The 22,219-nt window shown below is 51.2% G+C and carries 16 protein-coding genes and 1 tRNA gene; 7 read left to right on the top strand and 10 right to left on the bottom strand.

Going from position 1 to position 22,219, the window contains the following annotated elements; all coding sequences use genetic code 11:
* Positions 1-309: 309 nt before the first annotated feature.
* From UM181_03785 to UM181_03775, 3 genes are read right to left on the bottom strand one after another with little or no spacing between them, the layout of a single operon-like run.
* Positions 310-1,962, bottom strand: coding sequence for a hypothetical protein (locus tag UM181_03785; protein WQC63745.1), 1,653 nt, complete (start codon positions 1,960-1,962; stop codon positions 310-312).
* Positions 1,963-1,998: 36 nt separating this feature from the next.
* Positions 1,999-3,099 carry a mandelate racemase/muconate lactonizing enzyme family protein gene (locus UM181_03780; protein WQC63744.1) on the bottom strand — a complete coding sequence of 367 codons (1,101 nt, stop codon included), beginning with the start codon at positions 3,097-3,099 and terminating at the stop codon, positions 1,999-2,001.
* A gap of 10 nt (positions 3,100-3,109) precedes the next feature.
* Positions 3,110-4,726, bottom strand: coding sequence for a GMC family oxidoreductase N-terminal domain-containing protein (locus UM181_03775; GenBank protein WQC63743.1), 1,617 nt, complete (start codon positions 4,724-4,726; stop codon positions 3,110-3,112).
* Positions 4,727-5,348: 622 nt separating this feature from the next.
* On the opposite strand from UM181_03775, the gene UM181_03770 reads away from it, so the two are divergent.
* Positions 5,349-6,992, top strand: a complete 1,644-nt coding sequence (locus UM181_03770) for a tetratricopeptide repeat protein (protein ID WQC63742.1) — start codon at positions 5,349-5,351, stop codon at positions 6,990-6,992.
* 121 nt (positions 6,993-7,113) lie between these two features.
* Here UM181_03770 and UM181_03765 read toward each other — a convergent pair whose 3' ends face one another.
* Entirely contained in the window at positions 7,114-7,278 is a 165-nt protein-coding gene (locus UM181_03765) for a hypothetical protein (protein ID WQC63741.1), read from the bottom strand.
* Positions 7,279-7,360: 82 nt separating this feature from the next.
* On the bottom strand, positions 7,361-8,500 hold the full coding sequence (locus tag UM181_03760) for an amidohydrolase (GenBank protein ID WQC63740.1): 1,140 nt from the start codon (positions 8,498-8,500) through the stop codon (positions 7,361-7,363).
* A gap of 339 nt (positions 8,501-8,839) precedes the next feature.
* Between UM181_03760 and UM181_03755 the strand changes: the two genes are divergently transcribed.
* A complete protein-coding gene (locus tag UM181_03755; protein ID WQC63739.1) occupies positions 8,840-10,066 on the top strand; it encodes an AGE family epimerase/isomerase in 1,227 nt (408 codons plus the stop codon).
* 64 nt (positions 10,067-10,130) lie between these two features.
* Here the strand turns inward: UM181_03755 and UM181_03750 are convergent, their stop codons facing one another.
* The 3 genes from UM181_03750 to UM181_03740 all read right to left on the bottom strand — a co-directional run bounded on the left by UM181_03750 (position 10,131) and on the right by UM181_03740 (position 11,573).
* Positions 10,131-11,054: a 2-dehydropantoate 2-reductase gene (locus UM181_03750; GenBank protein WQC63738.1), complete on the bottom strand. Its 924-nt coding sequence runs from the start codon at positions 11,052-11,054 to the stop codon at positions 10,131-10,133.
* A gap of 116 nt (positions 11,055-11,170) precedes the next feature.
* Positions 11,171-11,245: transfer RNA gene (locus tag UM181_03745), tRNA-Gln, on the bottom strand.
* Between the two features lie 13 nt (positions 11,246-11,258).
* Positions 11,259-11,573 carry a hypothetical protein gene (locus UM181_03740; GenBank protein ID WQC63737.1) on the bottom strand — a complete coding sequence of 105 codons (315 nt, stop codon included), beginning with the start codon at positions 11,571-11,573 and terminating at the stop codon, positions 11,259-11,261.
* Between the two features lie 126 nt (positions 11,574-11,699).
* On the opposite strand from UM181_03740, the gene UM181_03735 reads away from it, so the two are divergent.
* From UM181_03735 to UM181_03720, 4 genes are all read left to right on the top strand, one after another.
* Complete coding sequence (locus tag UM181_03735) at positions 11,700-13,295, top strand: ABC transporter substrate-binding protein (GenBank protein ID WQC63736.1); 1,596 nt, start codon at positions 11,700-11,702, stop codon at positions 13,293-13,295.
* 62 nt (positions 13,296-13,357) lie between these two features.
* Complete coding sequence (locus UM181_03730) at positions 13,358-14,338, top strand: ABC transporter permease (protein WQC63735.1); 981 nt, start codon at positions 13,358-13,360, stop codon at positions 14,336-14,338.
* Positions 14,335-15,255: an ABC transporter permease gene (locus tag UM181_03725; protein WQC63734.1), complete on the top strand. Its 921-nt coding sequence runs from the start codon at positions 14,335-14,337 to the stop codon at positions 15,253-15,255. The genes UM181_03730 and UM181_03725 overlap by 4 nt, the downstream gene beginning before the upstream one ends.
* The gene (locus UM181_03720; GenBank protein WQC63733.1) at positions 15,245-16,870 is read left to right on the top strand and encodes an ABC transporter ATP-binding protein; all 1,626 of its coding nucleotides are present in this window, start codon (positions 15,245-15,247) and stop codon (positions 16,868-16,870) included. The genes UM181_03725 and UM181_03720 overlap by 11 nt, the downstream gene beginning before the upstream one ends.
* A gap of 23 nt (positions 16,871-16,893) precedes the next feature.
* Here UM181_03720 and UM181_03715 read toward each other — a convergent pair whose 3' ends face one another.
* Positions 16,894-18,882: a CocE/NonD family hydrolase gene (locus tag UM181_03715; GenBank protein ID WQC63732.1), complete on the bottom strand. Its 1,989-nt coding sequence runs from the start codon at positions 18,880-18,882 to the stop codon at positions 16,894-16,896.
* An 86-nt stretch (positions 18,883-18,968) separates the two neighbouring features.
* Here UM181_03715 and UM181_03710 point away from each other — a divergent pair, with 86 nt between their 5' ends.
* On the top strand, positions 18,969-19,934 hold the full coding sequence (locus UM181_03710; GenBank protein WQC63731.1) for a cytochrome c: 966 nt from the start codon (positions 18,969-18,971) through the stop codon (positions 19,932-19,934).
* A 24-nt stretch (positions 19,935-19,958) separates the two neighbouring features.
* On the opposite strand, the gene uvrB is transcribed toward UM181_03710, so the two are convergent.
* Positions 19,959-22,139 (bottom strand): excinuclease ABC subunit UvrB, encoded by a 2,181-nt coding sequence (uvrB, locus tag UM181_03705; GenBank protein WQC63730.1) that lies wholly within the window; start codon positions 22,137-22,139, stop codon positions 19,959-19,961.
* Between the last annotated feature and the right edge of the window lie 80 nt (positions 22,140-22,219).

The raw sequence follows: 22,219 nt of genomic DNA, 5'->3' as shown, positions 1-22,219 counted from the left end.
TTTCTAATTTGCGCAAAATGTAAGCGACAACGCGATTATAGCCATTTCAGTACCTGATGGTGGGTGCGCTTTTAGAAAAATCACTGGCTTTTCTAAACATCCCTTAGGATTTGGGTTAACAGAATGACGCCGTGGCCTTAAGCTAACTGGCGCATTGCGCAGGTGGCAGGGCCAGCGCCTATTGCCGCGTTAGAATTGGCAAACAAAGCCGCTCAAAGCGTTTTTCAAACGCGGGTAAAGTCTGTCTGTTTCAAAATTCTGGTGTGAGAAGTTTTGGCGGCCTCGTGCCTTATACGTATGGCGCATAAATCAAGCCTGTTTTGACAATGCGCAGGCGCAAGACGCTTTTACGATATGATCGGCGCGGGCCTGCGCCAGATCCAAATTGGCTTTCACATGCTTGATTTCAACAGTTTCATCACGCGCGTTCAGGCAATCATAAAGCCCTTTCAGGCTCCAAATATTGTTCGGGTGAATACTGGCGCGGCTTAGCCCAGTCGCCAATCCAAGATCTTCGCGATAAATCTGCTCTGCCTCGTGCAACTGGCCTTGCTCAACCAACAACGCCCCAAGCGCGTGCCGGGTGGGCTGCATCCATCCCCATGGCTCATCATAGGGCAGGTTATCTTCTAGGGTGATGGCGTTGCGCAGGAAGGAGAATGCATTTTCAAACTGCCCCTCGCGATAGCTTATTTCCCCTGCTAGCATAGATTTGGCGATGGCCAACAAATCGATAACCTTATTGTTATGCAAACGCCGGCTTTCTGGAACGCGCTGCGCGGCCTTCAGGAAAAGCTGTTCCTCCTGTTTCGCCGATGACACATCTTTCAATGCAGCATGCCCAAGCGCGCGGGCGTAATGCACCAATGCGGTGAGGCTGCAATACAGGCTTTGATCTTCGGGTAATGGAAGGTCGATGGCGTCTTTCCATTTTCCAAATCGAATTAAAATATGAGGCTCCATCGAAAGATAGCTTTCGAAATAATCCGCCATTGGCGGCGTTTGCACGCGCAGCATTGCCTCAGGTGTCGTATCCCACATCTCGCGCGCAGCTTTCAAAGCCGGGGCATATTGCCCTAAAAACATCGCGCCATAGATTATGAAATGGTAGTTATGCTGGCGATATCCCGTGTAAATATTATACGCACCTTCGCGTTCATAATATTTCAGATCGGCGGCAACAGCGGCGCTGTTCCATCGAACAACATTTTGATAATCCCCGCAAAGCACATCAATATGCGTCGGCATATGGATCAGGTGACCGGCATCGGGCACAAGGTCGCGCAAAGCCTCTGCCGCTTTGAGCGCGCGTTCAGGAAAGGGCGACATTTCCATCAGGTGAATATATAAATGCAGCAATCCGGGATGCTGCATGGCGTGGGGCTGGGTTGCAAAAGCGCGTTCAAGCTGCTCCATAGCGTCAATCGTATAAGCGCCCGCCGCGGGATTTCCTGTGCTAATCTCCCACATTTTCCAGGGCGTACAATTTAAAAGAGCCTCTACATAAATGCTAAGCATATCCAGCGAATTGCTATGCGCGTTAAAGGCCACGCGCATCACCTGTGCAAAGTTGCGATCCCATTCTGCCATATTCGCGTCTATAGTGCGCTTAGGGTAACGCGCCTTGAGCGCAGCGATTAAGGCTTGCTCAAGCGGCGTTGTCTGAATGCTGAGCTCTAGCGCGGTTTGGGTCGCGTCAAAAGCCATCTGCAAGGCTTTGGACTTGCTTGCGGCGTCGTAAAGCGCCCAGGGCATATTGTAGTTTGGCCCCGCCGCATAAGCGATACCCCAATAGGCCATGGCGCATTTTGCATCTGCATCAATTGCCCGTTGAAAACACGCTATGGCTTCTTGATGATTATAGCCGAACAGCCAGTTTAAGCCCCGGTTGAACCAAAGCTGCGCCTGATCTGACTGAGTGCTTATCGCGCATTCATAAGTTCCTAGATCATAATAGTGCATGGCGTTTTATCCGTAATCACGAGGCGGGAAGAGCGGTTATAGTTCCGATTTCTGATAAATTGAGCGGGCCAGCCATTCGGGGTTGATCGTACAGCCCCAACCGGGTGCTTGGCTAACACTGGCCTGTCCATTTTCGATTTCGAACAGGTTTTCCAAAAACAGGTTTTCTTGCCAAGGATAATAATCCGCCCCTTCGATCGAGAATTCGAGATATTTACCGGCATTTGGAATAGCGCGCAGCAAATGCATGGTGAATAAGGTGACCAAAGATAGGTTGGCGCAATGGGGGGTGATCGGCAAGGCTGCCTTTTTGGCCATTTCAACCACCCGTAAACTGCGGCACATCCCCCCCAGATAGAGAATATCTGGCTGTAGGATATCGACCGCTTTCATATCAATCATGCGCTGCCATGTTGGCAAATCGCAATCTTGTTCGCCGCCCGTTACGTCAAGCTCCAAGGCGCGGGTCACTTCTTGGGTTTGTTCAAGTTCCCAATAGGGACATGGTTCTTCGAAATGGCAAAACCCGTTCTCTTGCAGTAGATGGCCAATTTCAATCGCGCGCGCAGGCGAATAGCAGCTATTGGCATCGATCAGCAAATCAACATCAGGCCCCAAAGCGCGGCGCATGGTTGGGATGATCTCTTCGGTGCGCCCTGCCCATTCATCTTGATTGCGCCCAACTTCTGCGCCGGCACGCATTTTAAAAGCATCAAAGCCTTTTTCATCGCGCAGTTTTTTGAATCGGTCTGCTTCTTGCTGGGGGGTAATGTCGCGCTTCATTGACGAGGCATAGGCGCGCAAAGGTCCGGCCGTTCCGCCTAAAATTTCACAAACTGGTTTGCCCTGCTGTTTGCCGCGCAAATCCCAAATTGCTGTATCAAGCCCGCCCATTGCGCGGCGCAAATAAGATCCGGGAAATTTATGCTCGCGCTCGGTGATCAGGTCGAGCAGATTGTCTAAATCGGCCTCATCATGGCCCAAAGCCCAAGGCGCAACTTGGCGGTGAAGCACCTGCGCTGAGATATCCGAGTGATAGGTTGAAAGTTGGCCCCAGCCTTGTGATCCGTCTTCAACCGTGACTCGAACGAAGCCAACGAATTCGTTGCAAAAGCTTTCAATAGCGGTAATTTTCATAAGAGCCCTTTCACTTGCCCGTGTCTTCTAAAATCAAATCCGAGGCTTTTTCGCCCACCATAATCGCTGGCGCGTTTGTATTGCCGCTGGGAATGGTTGGAAAAATTGATGCATCGGCCACTCTTAGCCCTTGAATACCATGCACGCGCAGTCGCGGATCGACCACGCTTTGCTTGGGGTCTTGGCCCATCTTGCAAGTACCACATTGATGAAATACCGTCCAACTGGTAGCTTTGGCAAATTCTAAAATTTCCTCATCGCTCTCGCAGGGCAATCCGGGAGCCATTTCACGCTCGATCATATCTTGCATCGCTGGGGTGCCTGCAATTTTACGCATTAAACGGACCCCTTTGATCATCAGATCGCGATCATAGGCGGTGTCAAGGTAATTGCCCCGCAACAATGGCGCGGAATAAGGATCGGGTGAGGCCAGCGTCACAGAGCCAAGGCTTGTTGGTTTGCAAGGATTGAAGCCCAAATTAAAACCGGCAAAGGGATCGGGGCGCATCAGGGGGCGTGTGCCCGCCGGAGCCCTCGTGTAGCTTAAAGGAGAAAAATACAGTTGCAGATCTGGCGGTGCTGACGCGCCCTCACTATGCGTAAAGCCCCCGCCTTGGTTGAGGCTAAGCGATAAAGGCCCTTCGCGAAACAAGAGATATTGCAGCCCAACCATCAGTTTTTTAGACCAAGGGCCCAGCGTTTGGTTTAAACTTGGACGTGAGGCTTTGAAGGTCAGATCCATTCCCAAATGATCACTCAAATTTTGGCCAACCTGCGGCGCATCACAGCGAACCTCGATGTTCTGGGCCCGCAAAAGTGTGGCCGGCCCAATCCCCGAAAGCTGCAAAAGATGCGGTGTGTTGATCGCGCCCGCGGCCAGGATCACTTCGGCTGTACAATGCGCTTCTTTTGTTTCCCCGCGGTGATGATAACGCACCCCCGACACCCGCATGCCTTCAAAACATAATTTTTGCACATAAGCACCGGTTTCCACCACAAGGTTTTTACGCTTCAGCGCTGGGCGTAAATAGGCTTGCGCGCTTGATGCCCGCCGACCCTGGTTGGTGGTTATTTGATATAAAGCCGCCCCCTGCATGGTTTGAGCGTTGTAATCTGGATTTAGGCCGATACCGGCCTGATCCGCCGCTCGTAGATAGGCTTTTGTTAAAGGATGCACCTTCGTTGACACATCCGTTATACTTAAAGGGCCGTTTGTGCCGCGCAGAGGGTCTTGCGCGGCCTCATAGCGCTCCATGCGCTTGAAGACGGGCGCAACATCGCTCCAGCTCCAGCCTGGCGCAGCTTGACCCCATTCGTTGAAATCATTGGGATGGCCGCGTACATAAACCATTGCATTGATTGAACTGGATCCGCCCAACACTTTGCCCCTTGGCCAATAGATGCTGCGGTTATTGAGATGAGGTTCGGGTGCAGTTGTGTATTTCCAATTGACCCTTTGATCATAAAAGACTTTGCCATAGCCAATTGGCACTTTGATCCAAAAGCGGTTATCGCTCGGCCCAGCCTCTAATAAAAGCACTTTATGTTTGCCACTTTTGCTCAGCTTATTTGCGAGAACACAGCCCGCAGACCCAGCTCCAATAATTATAAAATCAAACTGTTTCACTTTGGCCTCACTGGACGTGGCGGGTCTTTATTGCGTTTCTGTGCTGCAGAATTGAGACCGCAATATGACCCCGGTTGCAATAGAAATAAATGGTTTCTCTCACTCTCTTCATTCGAGCGCTGAACCATATTAAAACGGATCATCTTTGTAGCAAAATGGGACAAGCGCTTTGAAAAACGCGAAGCAGGGCTGCGATTGTCGCAGAGCCGCGCTTTCATCAGCGCTGCTTAAATGATCTGGTTTTGCAATTTCAACGGCGTCTTCTTTAGTCAGGTGTGTCTTGGCGCGGCGCGGCGGCATTTTTTGCAGGCATATATTGGCCAGCGCTGAACCGTTAAACTCGCCTTGGATGGATGGATGAATTAAAAGATAAGGCGCTTAAAAGAGATGATATTCGCTTTGATAATTTTTGAATTCACTGATTTTATATTTTGTATTCAAATAGGTCCTAAAAAATGCAATCAGCCCAAAAATTTAATTTAAAATATTGATTTAAGTTGCTTATTTTTTGTACGTTTTGAGTTAGACATCTCTTTTAGAGATTTATTTTTAACGATTACTTTCCATTTTTATTTCATATAGATATAAATATAATCTAACAGCGTGCGTAGATTTCTTGGTGATGGGGTTGAATGTTGACAGAACGCTAAAGGCGGCAAAAAAGTTAGAAGCGCTGAATAAACTCTCTGAAGCCGTGGCGCTGTATCGCAACATTTTAGACGTTTATCCAAAGAATCAGCGGGCGATAACAGCGCTGAAAAAGGTGCGTCACGCAGCCAATTACCCCCTTTCGCTACCCGATAGTGACGGCGCGGTTTTCAAGCTTTTGACGTCTTTATTTAGTCAGGAAAAATATCAAAATATTATTGAGCTCAGAGCGCAGATCGCGAACCAATATCCAGAGTCAGCGCCATTATTTAATATTATTGGAAGTGCTTTTGCACGGCTTGGCGCATTTGACGTTGCCGTTACCACCTTTTTATATGCTTTGGAGCGTGATCCAAAAAATGTAAACGTGCATAATAATCTGGGTGAAAGCTATGGGCGGCTTGGAAATTACCAGGCAGCGCTCACTAGTTTTCGAAACGCGACCGATTTGGATCCGCAGTTTTCAAAAGCCTTTTATAATATGGCCAATACGTTTTTTGCGCTCGGGGATACCGCTGCCGCGATTGATATTTATAAAAAATCGATTGCGCTCAAGCCTGAGTTTGCACCAGCGTCTAACAATCTGGGTGCTGCCTATTTAAAAGCAGGTCAGATATCTGAGGCGTTTGAGAGTTTTGCACGGGCGCTGCGCTTAAACCCGCAGCATGAAGAGGCCTTTGCAAACCTTTATAATTTATCAATCCAATGCCCTTGGCAGAGACGAGAGTTTTTGAAACTCAGAAAACGCGCGCAGCCGTTTTCCGGTATAAAAACCCGTATCCTTGCGTTGATTGACGCTTATATACACGAGGCCAGCGCCTCTGTGGAGGCAGAGCTTAGCGCTTTAAAATTGGCAGAAAGACGTAATGCGTTTAACGCTTTAAGCGCTGCAGACCAGATATTTTGTTCGGCCTATTATAAGTTGATTCAAGCGCTCGTAGCGCAAAATAAAGGCTTTTTGTCGAATAAACCGGATGGGTCTGAAACGCGTCTTATCTATCATTTGGGCGAAAGCCATTGTTTAAGTTTCGCCCATTTAAAGCTGCGTCTTGAGGGTCAGATGTATAAAGTACAGCCGATGATTTCGTTCGGCACCAAAGTTTTCCACCTGTCTGACTCGGCGCAACGCCCATTTTCCGAAATTCTCCGCGCTCAATTGCGTCATCTGCCAAAGCGTTCAAAGGCTATGCTGTCCTGTGGAGAAATTGACTGCCGGCTACATGAAGGTTTCTTAGCAGTGGCAGACGCGCGTGATATTGAATTGAAAGATTTAATTGCTGAAACCGTTGCAGGCTATCTGCGGTTTGTGGGCGGGCTTGCTGTGGAAATGCAACATCAGATTTTTATTCTGAATGTTCCGGCACCTCTGCATTCGTCCAAGAGCAGCGCAGCAGAAAACGCAAGCGTGGCGAATATTGTTCACTTGTTCAATCAAAGCCTGGCCTATCACGTGCATCAAAGTGATATGGGCTTGGTGGATATGCATAAGTTTACCAGCGATTCTGAAGGGTTTTCAAACCGCGGGTTTCATTGCGATGAAAGCCATTTAGATGGCCGGGCGCTACAGGAAATTGAGCGCCGATTAACTCGGGATTGCGCGGGTGCAAAGCCGGTTTGACCGGTCAGGTTAATGATCTGACAAACCCAAACCTGACCAATCTCAAAGCGCCATCAGTTTGTGCGGTAGGTACAAGCGGCGTGGCACGCGGTTAGCGCAAAGGGTTCGGGCTGATATGGGGTTAAGCCATGACCGCGCAGGTTTTAGAACGCTCATCCCAAACGGATCCAACGGGGCAGAATTTCGCGGGATCTGCACCATGATCTGGGCAGGCGCCCGGTTCTGCCGAGGCGATTGGCGCAAATAGCATAAAGCTCAACGTTAAGGTGACCAGTTTGGCTTTCATTCTTTTCTCCTTATTTGAAAATTAGCGCCTCATGGCTTTTTTTCAATATGCGATATCTCAAGGGGAGGGGCTGAGCAGCATATTACCTTTTGGGCAACCGATCGCGCACCAAAGCCGCCCAAAAATTGGCCCCAACGGGCAATAAAGCATCGTTGAAATCATAATTCGATCGATGTAGCGCCTGACCATGTGGCCCATCAGTGCCATTGCCAAGAAGAAAAAAGCAACCCGGTATCACGGCGCTGAATTGCGCAAAATCCTCTGAAAAGCTCATGGCAGGACGATTCCCAATATTTGTGAGCCCCTGCGCATTGGCAACGCGTATCACGCTGTCGGTTGGGTCCTTAGCGTTTATCGTTTCGATGAATTCAGTTTCAAATTGCATATCAATCTGCACGTTATGCGTCGCGGCAAGTCCAGATGTGATTTGTTTCATGAATTTTCTGATCGCGTCTCGGTCTTGTGGCAAGCGCGCGCGAACATCGCCTTTCAGCAGCGCAGTGCCTGGTAAAACATTACGCTGCCCATCGCTTGAGATTTCGGTAACGGATACCACCGCCCCGGCATCGGGGGGTAATTTGCGGGCAACGATGGTCTGTAACGCCATAACAAGCTCGGCGGCAACGGTGATTGCATCAACGCCAAGATGGGGCATTGAGGCATGCCCGCCTTGACCTGTAATATGAATTTCAAACAGGCTTTCGCTTGCACAAATTTGGCCAATACGGGTTGAAATTTCGGCCAATGGTGCCCCGGGTAGGTTGTGGATTGCATAAATCTCATCGGGCGCAAATCTTTCGTTAAAGCCATCGTCCAGCATGGCGCGCGCGCCCAACCCGTGCTCTTCATTTGGTTGAAAGATAAAGATTACGGTGCCGTCAAAATCTTGGCTTTGGCTTAACAGTTCAGCCGCGCCCAACAGCATTGTGGTATGCCCGTCATGGCCGCAGGCATGCATCACACCCGGCGTTAAAGAGCTGTAATCATGCGCGCTGGTTTCGGAAATGGGCAGCGCGTCCATATCCGCGCGCAATGCGATTGCGCGGTTGCCGTTTCCACATTTCAAAACCCCAACGACGCCAACGCCCTCGCAAACGCTTAGGCCCAAGGCGCGCAAAGCCGAGGCTATTTTGGCTTTGGTGCGGGTTTCTTCAAAACCCAGCTCTGGATGGCGATGTAGATCGCGCCGAAAGGCGGTCAGCTTTTGATGAAAGTCGTTCATAGAAGGGGTCCTTACTCTGCAGGATCGATGCGTTGTGTATCTTTGTCAGAAATAAGCGCCAATGCAATGTTCTGCATTGGCAGGCATGCCAGATTTCTTTCGGAAAAGCATTACGCAAAACCGTAAATCTTTGAGGATTGGTCCAGTGATCAAGTTCGTGCAAGTGACGCACAGATTGCAAGGGTTTAGACTAATTTTCCGCCGCTTTGAGGCTGCGGATTTTTGAGGTTGAACGCGTTTTCATTAGTACTTTTTTGTTTTGGAGGAAGCGTTTATACGCCACTGTGCAGGAAATGCCCCCCTGAATTCGGATGCATTTCGCAAACTGGGGGATGCGCCATGCAAAATGATGAAACACAGAGCTTTCTTGCAGATGAAACGGGTCAGCCCTCAAACGCTTGGCTTAATGACCAAGCGCTGCTTTTGTTTGATTTTTTTGGCCCTGCAGCGCTAAATCCAAAAGGGGGGTTCTGGGCCCTTGGGCGGACAGGGGATCCATTAAGGCCGTCTTTTGCTGCGCAAGAGGTGCAACCGCTGCATAATGCAACGCGCTTTGTCCATTGTTTCTCTTTGGCGCATCGGTTCGGCTTTGCCGGCGCCGAGCGGATGATTGATCAGGGTCTTGAGTTTATCTTGAAACAACATCGCGATGCGCAGCATGGGGGCTATTATTGGGCCGTGAGCAATGACGGCGTTATAGATCCGGCAAAGCAAGCTTATGGGCATGCATTCGTATTACTGGCAGCAGCGGCCGCCAAAGAGGTGATGCACCCATTGGCGGACCGGCTGCTTGACGATATTGTCGAGGTGATCGAGCAGCGATTTTGGGAGCCAGAGCGGGGCGCCAGCCGCGAAGAGTTTAGCGCAGATTGGCAGGCTTTAAGCACCTATCGCGGACAAAATTCCAATATGCATCTGACTGAGGCCCTGATCGCCGCCTTTGCTGTCACCAAGGATACGATGTTTTTACAAAAAGCCGAAGAAATTGCGTATTTGATTATTGATCGTCATGCCCGCAGCGCTCAGTGGCGGGTGCCTGAGCATTTTGATGGAAATTGGGAGGTTGATCTGGACTATTCGGGTGATCCCATGTTTCGTCCCGCGGGCACCACGCCGGGCCACGCATTAGAGTGGTCGCGATTGCTGATCGAACTTTATCAGGCGGGAGAAAAACGCCATTCTTGGCTGGTTGAGGCGGCTGAGCAGCTGTTTTTAAACGCCTGTCAAACGGGATGGTGCCGCGATAAGGGTGGGTTTTATTACACGTTGGATTGGCAGAATATGCCCTTGCAGCGCAAATGTTTATGGTGGCCATGCGCCGAAGGGATCGCAGCTGCCGCCACGTTGCAGCAGGTCAGTGATCGGGTAGAATTTGCGCATTGGTATCGCAGGATTTGGCAGTTTTCGGCCACCCATTTGATTGATCACACGCGCGGCGGTTGGTTTGCCGAATTGGATCAGAACTTAAAGCCCGACGAAACTATTTTTGAGGGCAAGCCCGATTTGTACCACGCGGTGCAAGCCTGTTTGATTTCGCTTCAAAGCGGCGCAAAAGCGTCGCTTTGAACACGCTGGCTCTGTTCTGATCCGTGGCCGAGCGGCCGAGATCGTTCACCTTTAAACGCTTTGATTACGTTGAAACGCCGTTTTCATAAGGTTTCAACAACGCATAAAGCGCGGCATTCAAAGGGGCTTGCAAGCCAACTTGATTGGCCAGCTTTGGCACCGAGCCAGAGATCCACGGGCTTTCCAGCGGCCGTCCATGTTCTAGATCAATTGCCGTTGATGCGCGCATTTGCGATGGCAGGTCTTGCACCCGTAACCAAAGCGTATCTGCACAATCAGCCTTGAGAGGCACGCCATGCGCTCGGCCTATCATGGCGGTTTCTTCCATAACTTGACAAAAAAGCCTGCCTAACGCTTGCGAGGCTAAAATATCGCCAACGGTGCAGCGCGCTGTTGCGGTGATGCCGGACATGGCCGAGAACAGTACGAACTTCATCCAAAGGTCGAGGGTGATATCCTTGGTCTCTGGCGCCGCAATGCCCGCCTGCTGGAAGGCGGCTTGAAGGGCCGTGATACGGGCAGATCTAACGCTGTCACGCTCGGCGAAAAGAAACCGTGCAGCATTGCCAGTTTGCGTAATGATACCAGGCTCAGAGATGGTGGTTGAAATCAGCGCGACGCCGCTGGCAATATGGTGGTTGGGCAAGATCCCCATTAGATCGGAGGTGGCCGTGACCCCGTTTTGAAATGGGATTACCACGGTGTGCTCTCCCAGCATTGGTCGGCATTTCTGGGCAGCCTGGTCAAGCGCGGCAGCTTTTACACCAAAAATAATCGCATCAACGGGCCCAATCTCGGCGGGATCTTCGCTGACCTTCCAAGGCCGGATGACTTCTTGCCCTAGGGGGCTGTTCAATTTTAACCCCTGCGTTTGTATGGCGGATAAATGCGCCCCGCGCGCAACGCATGCAATCTGATGGCCCGCCTGCGAAAGCTTTACCGCCAAATACCCCCCGATTCCGCCAGTTGCCATAGTCGCTATTTTCATTTCAAGGCCTTCATTTAAATTGCACGGATGGCGCCGATATAAAGCAGAACAGCCAGCAGTGGGCAACCTGCAGCGTGCTACCGAGCCAGTCGATGCAATTTTAAATTTGGGAAAAGTGGCTGGGGTGGTAGGATTCGAACCTACGGTACACGCTACCAAAAAGCGTTGCCTTACCGCTTGGCTACACCCCAACTGCGAGGGTGTTTACGATGCTCTGGCGCGGTGATCAAGGCAAAAAAGCGGTGGAGAATCGCTTTCTTGGTGATCCGGGGTGGGCTGGCCCCACGCCCAGTTTTTCTTGAAAGAAGGTTTTGAAAAGCGACTTTGCTGATTTTGCCGGTTTTCACCCGCTGTTTGTTGACTTATCCGCTGCTGGCGCTGCTGGCGCTGCTGGCGCTGCTGGCGCTGCTGGCGCTCAGGCCGGTGGGTTGCAGGATGGCCGATCCGTTCAACTGGGTAACAGAATCGCATGTAATAAATCAGAGGAGTGTTTTTGTGCCTCTGTGTGGGCATTTTCAAGTTCTGGGGCAGAAATCCTGTCGGCTTAGGCCGCTTCCAGGCAAACTTATAATATAAGGGTTGATATTATCGCTCAGGCAACATTTACTAGAGCAGCCAATAAAAAATACCAATAGGGAGATAGGTATGAAAGATAAGTTCATTGATCTACAAACGCGTAAGTTGATGACTGGTAGCATTGATCGTCGTAAATTTATGATGTCAGTGTTGGCAACCGGTCTGACGGTTCCAGCCGCGCTGAGCCTAGCCAATCGTGCAGAGGCGGCCAATCCAAAGAGCGGCGGCTTGTTCAGAATGGGGATCGCGCATGGCTCAACCACGGACACGTTGGATTCAGGAACCTCTGAAAACCACTTCACGCTTGTGAATGGCTATACGTTCGGCAACCACCTGACCGAAGTTGGCAATGATGGTCAATTGGTCGGAGAGCTGGCCGAAAGCTACGAATCCGCCGATGGCCAAACTTGGGTGTTCAACCTGCGTCAGGGCGTTGAATTCCACAATGGCAAAACCATGACATCCGAAGATGTGCTTGCCTCTTTCAACCACCATATGGGCGAGGATTCGACCTCCGCCGCAAAAGGCCTGCTCACTGCGGTTAAATCGTTGAAAGCTGATGGTAAAAATCGGGTGGTTTTTGAGCTTGAAAGCCCAAATGCTGACTTTCCCTTCATCGTAAGTGATTATCACATTTCCATTCGCCCCGCCGGTGACATGACATCAGGTATCGGCACTGGTGGCTACATCGTTCAATCTTTTGAGCCCGGTGTGAAATCTGTTTTGAAGCGCAACCCGAATTATTGGAAAGAGGGCCGCGCGCATTTTGATGAGGTGGAATTGATTTCCATCATCGATCCAACCGCGCGCCAGACAGCCTTGATGAATGGCGATATTGATGCGATGGATCGCGTTGATCTGAAAACGATCAATCTTTTCAAGCGCAATCCAAATATCAACATCATGGAGAAAACAGGCACCGCGCATTACACTTTCCCAATGCGTTTAAGCGTAGATCCGTTTGACAATTATGATCTGAGAATGGCGCTGAAACATTCGATCAAGCGTCAAGAGCTGGTTGATAAAGTGTTGCTCGGTTATGGCGCTGTGGGCAATGACCACCCGATTTCAACGGCGAACCGTTATCACAATTCAGACATGCCACAGCGTGAGTTTGATGCAGATAAAGCGGCGTTCCATTATAAGAAATCAGGCCATTCCGGCAAAATTCCTTTGTCAGCTTCGGATGCTGCTTTCGCAGGTGCTGTTGATGCAGCACAATTGATTGCGAACTCTGCTGCAGAAGCCGGGATCGAAATCGAAGTCGTGCGCGAGCCCAAAGACGGTTACTGGTCAAACGTTTGGAACAACGATGCCAAAGGCTGGTGTGCCTGTTATTGGGGCGGTCGTCCGACCGAAGATTGGATGTTCTCTGCCGCCTATACCAATGACACGGAATGGAACGATACGGCTTGGAAAGGCACTGACGGATCCAAGAAGTTCAACGCATTGGTCAAAGCGGCCCGCGCCGAGCTTGATGATAGCAAGCGCAGAGAGCTGTATTACGAATGTCAGAGCCTCATCAGCGATGATGGCGGCGCGATTGTACCGCTGTTCAACAGCTATGTCAGCGCGAATAGCAAAGCGATTGCAACTGAAGATAATGTTGCTGCAAACTGGGATAGCGATGGCGCAAAATGCGTTGAGCGCTGGTGGTTCGCGTAAGTATAATCAAAATCTCAGGCCAGATTTTTCTGGCCTGAGTATTCTTTTTTAGGACGGAAATCTTGCATCCTGTATTGAAAACGGTCCTCGGGCGTCTGGCCATGGGCTTCGTCACGTTGTTTGTTGTCTCCATTATCATCTTTTCTTCAATGGAGCTTTTACCAGGCGATTTCGGACAAGCGGTTCTGGGCCAAGCAGCGACAGAAGAGACGGTCGCCGCTTTTCGGCGCGAGTTGGGGTTGGACCAACCTGCTATCGTGCGTTATGGGCAATGGATCGCAGCCGCGCTTCAGGGCGATTTGGGCACCTCTTTTTCGGGCCGCAACGCCTCTGGCGTTGACCGCTCGCGCGAAGTGATCGATCTGGTGGCTCCGCGGCTTCAAAATACGTTATTCTTGGCGTCGGTGGCGGCGTTGATTGCTGTGCCACTGGCCTTAATCTTGGGCATTACGACCGCGCTTTATCGCAATTCGTTTTTTGATCGTTCGGTCAATATGGCTACGCTGACGACCATCTCGTTTCCCGAGTTTTTTGTGGCGTATATTTTGATTTTGTTTCTGTCTTCGCTCTATCCTATCTTCCCATCGCTCGCGAATGTGGATGCCGATACGCAATTTGGAGAGCGCTTGTTCAGGGCGGCTTTGCCTGCACTAACGCTGACTTTGGTGATCGTTGCGCATATGATGCGGATGACGCGGGCGGCCATCATCAACCTGTTGGCCAGCCCCTATATTCAAATGGCCCGCTTATCGGGGGCCTCTCCAAGCGAAGTGATTTTGAAGCATGCTTTGCCAAATGCTTGGGCGCCCATTGCGACAGTGATTGCGTTCAACCTGGCGTATTTGGTGGTTGGGGTGGTCGTGGTAGAAGTGGTGTTTGTATATCCCGGCATCGGCCAATTGATGGTTGATGCCGTGGCCAGCCGGGACATCCCGGTTGTTCAGGGCTGTGCGTTGATCTTCGCAATAACGTATATTTTGTTAAACCTGCTTGCCGATATTATCGGTATTGTAACCAACCCGAGATTGTTGCATCCAAAATGAGCCAAGAACCTAACACATATTCGGCCTTAGGTGAGGTCGGTGCTGTCAGCGAGAAGCGATCGCTTTGGCAACGCCTAATTCTTGATTTGCGCAAAGCACCGATGACAGCCCGTTTTGGGATGATCGTTATTCTGGGTTACATTATATTGGCGGTGTTCGCGCCGATTTTATCGCCTTATGGAGAGGCTGAGGTTTTTCCCGAACCCTATGCAGCTTGGAGCGCTGAGCATGTGTTTGGCACCGACCAGATTGGTCGGGATATCTTTTCGCGGATGATTTTTGGGGCACGAAATACAGTTGGTATTGCGGTCGCCACCACGCTTTTGGCGTTTATAATCGGTGGTTCTCTGGGCCTTGCCGCTGCGATCAATCAAAGCTGGCTGGATCAATTTCTCAGCCGCGCGGTAGATGTGTTAATGGCCATTCCTAGCCTGATTTTCGCATTGGTTTTATTATCCATTTTTGGATCAACGGTTACCAATTTGATCCTTATTATCGCGGTTTTAGACAGCACGCGGGTGTTTCGTTTGACCAGAGCAGTGTCCTTAAACGTTGTGGTGATGGATTATGTTGAGGCCGCCCGCCTGCGCGGTGAGGGCCTGTGGTGGATTATGCGCCGAGAGATCTTGCCCAATATTATGCCGCCTCTGATCGCTGAATTTGGATTGCGGTTTTGCTTCGTGTTTCTCACCATCGCGGCGTTGTCTTTTCTAGGGGTGGGAATTCAACCTCCAACCGCAGATTGGGGATCCATGGTGCGCGAAAACGCCTCGCTGATTATGTTCGCCCAATATGATATTAAGGCGGGGCTAACCCCGTTGTTACCAGCCGCGGCGATCGCGTTGCTTACCGTGGCGATTAATTTTGTGGTTGATTGGTTCTTGCATAAAACAAGCGGGCTGCGTGATGAACAATAAAACGAAAAAAGGCGATGTGCTGCTTGAGATAAAGGGTTTGAAAATCCAAGGATTTTCAGATGAAAAATGGCATGACATCGTAAAAGGCGTTGATCTGAAGCTGCATCGGGGTGAGGTGCTGGGCCTGATCGGGGAATCCGGGGCGGGCAAGTCAACCTTGGGGCTGGCCGCGATGGGCTATACCCAGCCGGGATGCCGCATCACGGGGGGTGAAATTCTTTTTGACGGGTCTGATCTTGCGCAGCTGTCTGAAAGTGAAAAGCGCGGGCTTTGGGGCAACCGAATGACCTATGTTGCACAATCTGCCGCCGCCTCCTTCAATCCTGCGCATCGCTTGCTTGACCAAACAACCGCCTCGACCATTCGCGCGAAGATTAAGCCGCGCGCAGAAGCACATTCAGATGCGAAAACCTTATATGGGGCGTTAAATTTACCCGATCCTGATCATATTGGGGATCGATATCCACACCAGGTTTCCGGTGGTCAATTGCAGCGCGTGATGACGGCTATGGCGATGTCGCCGCGCCCTGATTTGATCGTGTTTGACGAACCGACAACGGCGCTTGACGTCACCACGCAAGTAGAAGTTTTATCTTCGATGCGAGCGATTGTTGAAGAGTTCAACACTGCGGCTATTTACATCACGCATGATTTGGCCGTGGTGGCGCAAATGGCGGATGTGATCAAAGTGCTGCGCTATGGCGAAGAGGTGGAAGAGGCGAGCACGCGGGTGATGTTAAACGATCCCAAAGAGGCTTATACAAAATCGCTATGGTCCGTACGGGCGCTGGAGAAGCCAATTCAAAAACCAAGCGATACGTTGCTGTCTTTAAAAGGAATTGATGCCAGTTATGGAACGGTAAAGGTTCTGCACCAAGTGGATATCGAGGTGCCCCGCGGTTCAACCGTTGCTGTGGTGGGCGAATCCGGTTCGGGCAAATCAACGACGGCGCGGGTGATCACTGGATTGCTGCCCCAGCTTGCAGGCAGCATAGAGTTTAATGGCGAGGCTCTGCCCAAAAAACTGTCTGAGCGCAGCAAAGATCAAAAGCGCCGTATTCAGATGATTTATCAAATGGCTGATACGGCGATGAACCCGCGGCAAACGGTGCGCGATATTATTGGTAGGCCGTTAGAGTTTTATCTTGGCATGCGCGGTGAAAAAAAAGAGGCGCGCATCGTTGAATTGCTTGAGATGATCGAGCTGGATGCAAGCTTTCTGGCACGTTTGCCGGGTGAATTATCGGGGGGGCAGAAGCAACGGATTTGTATCGCGCGGGCGCTGGCTGCAGAACCCGAATTTGTGATTTGCGATGAAGTTACCTCAGCCTTGGATCAGATCGTGCAAGAAGGTATTTTAAAGCTGTTGCTGCGGCTTCAAGATGAGCTTGGCCTAACCTATTTGTTCATCACGCATGATATTTCAACGGTGAAAGCCATCGCGGATCAAGTGGTGGTGATGAATCAGGGTGAAGTGGTCGAACAAGGCCTAAAATCCGATGTGTTTCAACCGCCGCATCCCGACTATACAAATTTGCTGTTGTCATCCGTGCCTGAAATGGACCCAGATTGGCTGACCAATCTGTCGCGGCAACGGGCCGAGACCGCAAGCTAAAAAATGCCAAGCCCAGGGCCGTTTTAACGCAGATCTCGGGGCAGGCTTTCCGATAGGTCTTTTTCAAATATCAATTGTTCATTTTCATAGGCTTCCAGTCGTGCGGTTAGGTGAAAATGCGTCAGATCCGATGTCATATTTGCAAAGGTTTCTGTGCGCGTTACCCAGCCCTCACGGCTGTTTTCGCAGGTCCAATGCGTGCGGGCGCTGGCGCAAAGCGGATCATCGGGGTGGATCGTCCACCATTCACGCGCGATGCTGCCATGGATTAAGCCATGCTCAAGATCGCGGGCGCTGCCAAAATCATCAATAATTTCCAAAGTGACCTCACCCGTTTCCATATTCGTGATGTGCCGGCGGCTATTTTTGGGTGCGCGCAGCTGCGCGATCCTCCAAGGGTCTGCGGTTTCGGGTGGTAAAAACTGACGTTCATCTGCATCGCCGCTTTTGCGCAGGGGCAGGTCCAAAGCTCCGCCTTTCAAGGTGATTTCAGCGGCCTCTGCTACGGGCCATAAGAGCGGCCAGTAGCTGGTTGAAATGGCCACGCGGATGGTATGACCCTTGGGCACGCGATAGGCAATTTGATCCAAAGCCAGTTCAATATCTATATCCGTGCCAGGAATTAAGGCCTCAGATTTCTCATGGCCGTTTCGGTGGGCCAGGTTCAATACACCATAGGTGATGCGGGTTGCCGCGCCATCGGGATGAATATGGTTCAAACGCACCGCGATCTGCGCAGCGGGTTTGTCAGAGCTCAGGCGCAGCTGAAGCTTAGGAGCCCCGACAATATCCATCTGCTCTTGCAGGGGCTCTGACGTAAAACAGGCTGAAAAAGCATCATCGCCGCGTTGGTCCCCCGGCATTTCTGGGCCCAACCAGATGGCGCAATATTCCCCGGATGTGGCGCCGCAGGTTTGGGGGGATTTTACCACTTCTGACAGCTTGGCAGCGTTCATACCCAAGCGATGATCAGATTGTAGATGCAAGGTGTGATGTTGCAAGCTATTGGGCCAATTTGTTTCCGCGATCCAGTGGCCGGCGCGGCTTTCATACCAGGTTTTTGGACGCACGCCTTCCATAAGATAGACGGTGTAATCTGGATCTTGTTCGATGTTTTGATCACAATTTTTCAACCAATGATCCCACCAGCGCAAGGCCTCTTGCAAGAAGCCAATCCGCGGTTCGGGCACTGCGAAATGCGGATATTTATGCACCCAGGGGCCCACGATGCCTTTCACCGGGGCGCGCAAATTTTCCACCAGATGCGACACGGCATTCTTATAGGCATCGCCCCACCCCCCTATCGCTAGGGTCGCTGCTTTAACCGCAGAATAGTTTTCACAGATTGAGCCATGTCGCCAATAGGCATCGCGGTTTTGATGGCGCAACCAAGTGATGGGCAGAAACGGTTCAGCCTCAAGCCGCTCGAGCCACAGCTTACGCCAGGCATCACCCACCAAAGCAGGATCGGGCGGGCGCGAAGAATAGGCCCACATTGTGGCGCCCCATCCTAGGTTTTCATTCAGCAAACAGCCCCCTTTGTAATGAATATCATCCGCATATCGATCGACGGTTGAGCATAAGGTGATGATCGCTTTCAGCGCCTTTGGCTGCAGGGCGGCGACTTGCAATGCATTGAAGCCGCCCCAGCTGATACCCATCATTCCCACCTCGCCGCTGCACCAGTTTTGGGTGGCCAGCCAGTTGATGGTGGCGACGGCATCTTCTAGTTCTTGCTGGGTATATTCATCTTCCATTACGCCTTCGCTATCGCCATTGCCGCGCATATCCACGCGAATACAGGCATAGCCATGCTTTGCAAAATAGGGATGAGTCAGGCAGTCGCGCGCGGTTGTGCCATCGCGCTTTCGGTAGGGAAGAAATTCCAAGATGGCGGGCACTGGATGCTGTTGGGCATTTTCAGGCATCCAAACCCGCGCCGAAAGCCGGCAGCCATCTGGCATGAAAATTTCCATATCCGGCAGTTCTTTGATTTCATATAAGTGTGACATATCACTCACCTGTCTTGGAGATGTCGATTTGCTGTAGTAGGACTGTCGCGACGCAAGCGCGGTTTTGTCAAGAATAAAGCCTAAGATTGGACAGAATCGGGGCGGTGCGGGTTGAAAGGAAGCGGCAAAATGGTCCTAAGGTCACATCTGCAGTGCTGACGCGGCTGGTGTTTATATCAGCGCTTTTGGGCTTTATCGCAGGTTTCGGCGCGCTTGTGTTATTGATGCCGCCTGCGGTGCAAGGCTCAGACATAACGCAGCTGCCAAGCGATGCGGAGCGCGGCGCAGCGGTTTTTTATGCTTCTGGTTGTGGGAGTTGTCACAGCACACCAAGCGTGGCCAGTGAGGCTGCATTGCAATTGGGGGGCGGGCAAAGCTTTGTCACGCCCTATGGCGTGTTTCGGGCGCCAAATATTTCAATGTCACAAAATTTCGGGGTCGGCCGTTGGGATTTTACGGATTTCGAAACTGCAATTCGCCGCGGAATATCCCCCATGGGGGAGCATTATTTCCCGGCTTTTCCTTATACTGCCTACCAGCATATGACGCTGCAAGATGTTTCCGATCTTTGGATGTTCTGGCAAGGCCTGCCTGCTGTTGAAACGGTGTCAGCCCCCCATGAGTTACAATTTCCCTTTGGTTTCAGGCGGTTTGTCGGGCTGTGGAAACTATTTTTTGCAGAGCCAGATTGGCATCTGAAATCCCCATTGGATGCTGGGCAAGAACGTGGACGGTATTTGGTTGAAGCTTTGGGCCATTGCGCGCAATGTCATACGGCGCGCAACGCGCTGGGCGGCTTGAAGCGCGGGCAATGGTTAGCGGGGGCAAATAACCCCTCTGGTACGGGACGTATCCCCAATATAACGCCGGCAGCTTTAAAGTGGCGCCTTGAAGACATTGCCGATTACCTTGAAAGCGGTTTGACGCCTGATTTCGACGTTGTGGGGGGATCTATGGCCAAAGTGGTGGATAATCTTGCCAAGGTGAGCCCCGAGGATCGATTGGCGATTGCCCAGTATCTAAAAGCCTTACCATCAATTCCAACTCCGTGAAGAAATGCCACTTGCAACGCTGGCTTAGGCTTTGCGTTGCGCCTGGCCGCGATAGGTGCGGGTACCCCCGCGTCCAGCTTTTGACCGGCCTCGCGATTTTACAGCGGCTTCGCCGGCGGCCTCAACCGCAGATTGGCGGGCCAGCGGATCATCGGCAATTGCCAGATCAACCGCCTCTAAACGTTTCACCTCATCCCGCAACCGGGCTGCCTCTTCAAATTCAAGATTCTCGGCGGCCTTTCGCATATCGTTGCGCAAACCCTCCAAAACAGTTTGCAGATTACCCCCGGCCAAAGGCGAGTCAATTTGCGCGGTGACGCGTGATTGATCCGTATCGCCTTTATAAAGCCCTGACAGAATATCTTCGACATTCTTTTTTATGGTTTGAGGCGTGATGCCATGGGTGGTGTTATACGCCACTTGCTTTTCTCGGCGGCGATCGGTTTCAGCCAAGGCGCGCTCCATGCTGCCAGTAATTCTATCTGCATACATAATCACGCGACCTTGCGCGTTGCGCGCGGCGCGGCCAATGGTTTGAACCAGTGAGGTTTCCGAGCGTAAGAACCCTTCTTTATCTGCATCTAAGATTGCCACCAGCCCGCATTCGGGAATATCGAGCCCTTCGCGCAGCAGATTAATTCCGATCAAAACATCAAAGGCACCCAACCGCAAATCGCGCAGAATTTCAATACGCTCAATCGTGTCGATATCCGAATGCATATAGCGCACTTTTATGCCTTGTTCATGCATGTATTCGGTCAGATCTTCGGCCATGCGCTTGGTCAGCGTGGTGACCAATGTGCGAAACCCATCAACCGTGACCTTGCGCACTTCATCCAGTAAATCATCCACTTGCATCTCAACGGGGCGGATTTCAATATTGGGATCAACCAACCCGGTGGGGCGAATAATTTGCTCGACAAACACGCCCCCTGTTTGCTCAAGCTCCCAAGAGGCAGGGGTGGCTGAAACATAGATGGTTTGCGGCCGCATCGCGTTCCATTCTTCAAATTTAAGCGGCCTGTTATCCATGCAAGAGGGCAGTCGAAACCCATGTTCTGCCAGCGTAAATTTGCGCCGATAATCGCCCTTATACATCGCGCCAATCTGAGGCACGCTGACATGGCTTTCATCGGCAAAGACGATTGCATTATCGGGTATAAACTCAAACAAAGTGGGGGGAGGCTCGCCCGGCGCACGCCCCGTCAAATAGCGTGAGTAATTTTCGATGCCGTTGCACACACCAGTGGCTTCCAGCATTTCGAGGTCAAAATTGGTTCTTTGCTCTAAACGCTGGGCTTCGAGCAATTTGCCTTCATTGACCAATTGATCAAGGCGCTGGCGCAGCTCGGTTTTGATGCTGATCAAGGCCTGCTGCATGGTGGGTTTCGGGGTTACGTAATGCGAATTGGCGTAGATCCGGATCTGCTCAAAAGAATTGGTTTTTTCACCGGTCAGCGGATCAAACTCGGTGATATTTTCAAGCTCATCACCAAAAAAAGATAACCGCCAGGCGCGGTCTTCGAGATGCGCTGGAAATATTTCCAAACTGTCCCCTCTGACGCGAAAGGATCCGCGTTGGAAGGCTTGATCATTGCGCTTATATTGCTGCGCAACAAGGTCCGCCATCACTTGGCGTTGATTGTAATTTTCACCGGCTTTGAGATCTTGCGTCATCGCGCCATAGGTTTCGACCGACCCAATCCCATAGATACACGATACCGAAGCCACGATGATAACGTCATCCCTTTCTAGTAAAGCGCGGGTTGCAGAATGGCGCATTCTGTCAATCTGCTCGTTTATTTGGCTTTCTTTTTCGATATAGGTATCCGAGCGCGCGACATAGGCTTCGGGTTGATAATAATCATAAAAGCTGACGAAATATTCGACTGAATTGTCGGGAAAAAAGCTTTTAAACTCTCCATAAAGCTGCGCTGCAAGCGTTTTATTGGGCGCCAGAATAATCGCAGGCCGTTGGGTTTCTTCGATTAAACGGGCCATAGTAAAGGTTTTACCGGTGCCTGTTGCGCCCAGTAGAACCTGATCGCGCTCTTGTCCTTGAATGCCCGCCGTCAGTTCGCGGATTGCGGTAGGTTGATCCCCCGCCTCCGAAAATTCTGACATCATTTCGAACCGCTTCCCCCCTTCAAGCTTGGGGCGGTTTTTCACCTCGCCGCGGATCTGTCCAATCTGGTCTTGGGTCATAAAAGAGGTTCCTTCACTTGCCTTCTAACAATAGGCCCGCCGGCCCAAAGGTCAAAGCGGTTTGGGAAGCGTCATCTATA

Source organism: Alphaproteobacteria bacterium US3C007 (genome assembly GCA_034423775.1).
Taxonomy (GTDB): Bacteria; Pseudomonadota; Alphaproteobacteria; order Rhodobacterales; family Rhodobacteraceae; genus Thalassovivens; species Thalassovivens spotae.
Note: the sequence above shows the minus strand (reverse complement) of the source record. Positions and strands in the feature narration are given on the sequence as shown.